This window comes from Rhodococcus sp. P4_F5 (assembly GCF_056401315.1).
In genome coordinates this window covers 1-3,869 of record NZ_JBFUJP010000135.1, presented here as the reverse complement: position 1 = coordinate 3,869, position 3,869 = coordinate 1, and the positions used below count along the sequence as shown (strand labels likewise).

4 protein-coding genes are annotated in these 3,869 nt (G+C 71.5%); 2 read left to right on the top strand and 2 right to left on the bottom strand.

All coding sequences use genetic code 11. The annotated features are described in order from the left end of the window. Both AC1DU4_RS26150 and AC1DU4_RS26145 read right to left on the bottom strand, forming a co-directional pair. A partial coding sequence (locus AC1DU4_RS26150; protein WP_477844864.1) for an AAA family ATPase occupies nt 1–966 on the bottom strand: 966 nt, incomplete at its 3' end. After that, a complete protein-coding gene (locus tag AC1DU4_RS26145; RefSeq protein WP_477844862.1) occupies nt 963–2,141 on the bottom strand; it encodes an exonuclease SbcCD subunit D in 1,179 nt (392 codons plus the stop codon). The genes AC1DU4_RS26150 and AC1DU4_RS26145, both read right to left, overlap by 4 nt. Nucleotides 2,142–2,236: 95 nt before the next feature. Between AC1DU4_RS26145 and AC1DU4_RS26140 the strand changes: the two genes are divergently transcribed. Both AC1DU4_RS26140 and AC1DU4_RS26135 read left to right on the top strand, forming a co-directional pair. After that, nucleotides 2,237–3,406 carry a DNA recombination protein RmuC gene (locus AC1DU4_RS26140; RefSeq protein WP_477844860.1) on the top strand — a complete coding sequence of 390 codons (1,170 nt, stop codon included), beginning with the start codon at nt 2,237–2,239 and terminating at the stop codon, nt 3,404–3,406. A 17-nt stretch (nt 3,407–3,423) separates the two neighbouring features. Further along, a partial coding sequence (locus tag AC1DU4_RS26135; protein ID WP_477844858.1) for a DUF6542 domain-containing protein occupies nt 3,424–3,869 on the top strand: 446 nt, incomplete at its 3' end.

The window sequence follows — 3,869 nt, the reverse complement described above, 5'->3', positions numbered from 1 at the left end:
GGCCGCGGCCTTCGCCTCGGCGCGCAGGGCCGCGACGGGCGCGGCACGCTGGGCCCGGCCGAGTTCGTCGGCCAGGGCCTCACGGACCGGCGTCGCCTGCTGGTGGGCGGCGAGTTCCGCCCGCGCCTGGGCGGCCCGCTGCTGCAGACGCTGCACCCGTCTGGCCTCGGCGAGCTCGGCGGCGGCGCGGGAGGCGAGCGCCTCCGCGTCGGCCAGTTCCAGCAGCGCGCGGGCCGAAACGTCCGCGGCGTCGGCCTCGAGCTTGCGTGCCCACACCAGGGGCTCCGCGTCCGCGCCCGCCTCGATGCCCGCGGCCGTCGAGACCCGGGCGACCATGAGATCCACCGACTTTCGGCTCGCCTCGAGTTTGGCGGCGCTCTCCCGGCGCCGCGTGACGAACCAGTCCTCGACGGTCCCGAAACGGGAGGTGTCGAAGAGCCGCTCGAGCAGAGTTCCCCGCTCGTCGGTGTCCGCTCGCAGGAACCGCGCGAAATCGCCCTGGGGCAGGAGCACCACCTGGAAGAACTGGTCGGAGCTCATCCCGAGCAGTCGGCCTACGGCCTCGCCGATCTCGTCGAGCCGGGTCAGGTTCTGGCCGTGCCCGTCCAGCCACTCGAGCGTGGCCTTCGCGTTCTCCTTGGTGGTGCCGGTACCGCGCAGCTTCGGTCGCTGGTACTCGGGGCTGCGGGTCAACCGCAGGCGGCGGCCGCCGATGGTGGCCTCGAGCACCACCTTCGGCACCGCACCGGGCGCGGCATGATCGGACAGCAGGCGCTTGCCCTGCTGGCGTGCGCCGGGGACGGTGCCGTACAGCGCGAAGGCCACCGCGTCGAGCACCGTCGTCTTGCCGGCACCGGTCTGGCCGTGCAACAGGAACAGCCCGTCGGCGCCGAGCGCGTCGAAATTCACGGTCGCGGTGTCGCCGAACGGGCCGAACGCCGAGATCTCCAGCTCGTGCAGTCTCATGCGATGTCCTCCGCGGCGACGGCCGCATTCTCCGGTTCCCGGACCGCAAAGCTCAACGCCTGCTCCAGCAGTCGGGTCTCCCCCGAAGTGGGCTCGCTGCGCATGTCGGTCAGGAAACTGGTCGCGATCTGGGCGTCGGTGCGGCCGCGCACCTTCTCCCGGTACCGCAGGTCGGTCACGCCCTCCGGCCGGTTCCACTCGAGGTGCACCATGTGCGGGAAGCGCTCGCGCAGCGTGCGCATGGCGTCCTGCGGACGGACCGGGTCTGTGAGGACCGCGGACACGTAGTCTGCCTCGGCCGCCGCGAACTGGTCCCCGGTGAGCAACTCCTCGACGGTGCCGGTGAGCTGGCTGAGTCCGCGCACCACCGGCAGGTCGTGCCGGACCACCTCGCGCAGGCCGTCCGCGTCGAGGTCGACGATCCACACCGCCTTGCGGTGCGAGCGCTCCCCGAACGAGTACGGCAGCGGGGAACCGGAGTAGCGGACCCGGTCGGTGAGGGTCTGCGGCGAGTGCAGGTGGCCGAGCGCGACGTAGTCGACCCCGTCGAACGCCGAGGCGGCGACGGTCTCCACCCCGCCGACCGAGATGGACCTCTCCGAGCCGGTGGACTCGGCACCGACCACGAACGCGTGCGCGAGCAGGACCGCGCGCGGCGGCGTGCCGTCGACGGCGCGGCCGCCCAGCTCCGTCCTGATCCGCGTCATCGCCGCATCGAGGATCGCGGCGTGCGATCGCGCCGACGGCACCCCCAGTTCGGCGCGGGTGGCCTCCGGTTCGAGGTACGGGATCCCGTAGAACGCGACCGGACCGTGCTCGTCCTCGAGCACCACCGGCCGGTCCACCTCCGACACCCGGGTCATCAGGTGCAGTCCGCCCGCCGCCGAGAAGGCCGCGCCGGCGCCGAGCCGGGCCGGGGAGTCGTGGTTCCCGGAGGTCGCGACGATCACCGCACCCGCCGCACGGATCGCCTCGAAGCCCTTGTTGCACACGGTGACCGCATCCGCGCTGGGGATGGCCCGGTCGTAGACGTCCCCCGGCACCACCACGACGTCGACGGCGTGCTCGGCGACCACGCCGGCGACGGCGTCGAGCACCAGTGCCTGGTCGGCCAGCAGGTCCACCCCGTGGAAGGTGCGCCCGATGTGCCAGTCGGAGGTGTGCAGGATTCGCATGCGCCGACCGTAGTTCACCCCACCGACAGGCCCATTGACGTGCACCTCTTCCCGACCGCCGGAGGCATGTCGGTGCCCTCGTGCACTATCTCGGCATGGAACCCGTCACCGGCTTCGGACTCCTCGTCTCGCTCTGCCTCGGCATCGCGGTCGGCTGGCTCTGGCACGCCTCCCGGACCGGCCAGCACGCCGCGCGCGCGGAGGCTCAACTCGCCGCGCTCCGTGACAACGAGAAGTTGCTCCGGCAGTCCCTCGCGTCGGTGAACGAGGACGCGGCCCGACGCACGTCCGGGGCGGTGGGCGAGCAGGTCGCGCACCTGGTCGGGCCGCTGCACGACGCCGTCGACGCCCTGTCCGTGCAGGTGCAGCAGGTCGAGCGCAGCCGGGTGCACGCCTACGCCGGTCTCACCGAGCAGGTCGCCGGGATGCGCCGGGCCTCTCAGTTGCTGACCACCCAGACCGGCCAGCTGGTGACCGCGCTGCGCGCACCCCAGGTCCGGGGCCGGTGGGGCGAGATCCAGCTCGAACGGGTGGTGGAGCTTGCCGGGATGGTCAAGCACTGCGACTTCGAGACCCAGGTGAGTGAGGAGGGCGTGCGGCCGGACCTGGTGGTGCGGCTGGCCGGCGGGAAGAACATCGTGGTGGACGCGAAGGTCCCGTTGGCCGCGTTCCTCGACGCGGCACAGGAGGAGGACGTCTCGACCCGGGACACGCACCTGGTGCGCCATGCCCGACAGCTGCGCACCCACGTGGACCAACTCTCCGCCAAGGCCTACTGGGCGTCGTTCGACCCCACTCCCGAGTTCGTGGTGCTGTTCGTGCCCGGAGACTCGTTCCTCGACGCCGCGCTGACCGCCGACTCCGGACTGCTCGAGCACGCCTTCGCGAAGAATGTGATCCTCGCGACGCCGACCACCCTGGTGGCACTTCTGCGGACCATCGCGCACACCTGGCGACAGGAGACGCTCTCACGCGAGGCCGACACCATCCACCGACTCGGCCGTGAGCTGTACGGCCGGCTCGGCATCGTCGGAAACCACCTGGACCGGCTCGGTTCGCAGCTCGGCAAGGCGGTCGAGTCGTTCAACCTCACCGCCGCGTCGATGGAGACGCGGGTCGCGGTGACCGCACGCAAGCTTCACGACCTGGAGGTCGGCGACGGCGAAGTACCGGAGGTCAGCCGTATCGATTCCTGGCCACGGACGGTCGGCCTCACCGATCTCGGGCACGCGCACGGTCCCGCCAACGAGGCGATCGGGTCGTGAACCGCTAGTCTCGTAGGGTGTCAGCAACCCAACGTGCTCGCTCTGGGGTGCCGCTCGATGTGCGGTCAATTCTCCCAACGGTCCCCGGCGTCCCGGCCTGGGGCGCGGTTCTCATCGCGGTGGGCGCCACATTTGTCGGGTTTCTCCTCGACGCCATGCGCGGGACAGAGCTGACGTCGGCGTTCGCGGTCTTCTACTTCCTCGGCTGTGTCGGGGCGGCACTCGCGGTCCGCAGTCGCGGACTGTTCGCCGCCGCCGTCCAGCCGCCGCTGATCCTGGTCGTCGGCGTGCCGCTCGCGTACCAGAGCCTCACCCCCGGCACCGGCGGCGGCATGAAGGACCTGATCTTCAACACCGCACTCCCGTTGGTCAACCGCTTTCCCCTGATGCTGGTGACGGCGCTCGTCGTCCTCGCGATCGCGGCCGGCCGGCGCTACCTGAACCACCAGGCGCGGCCGCAGCC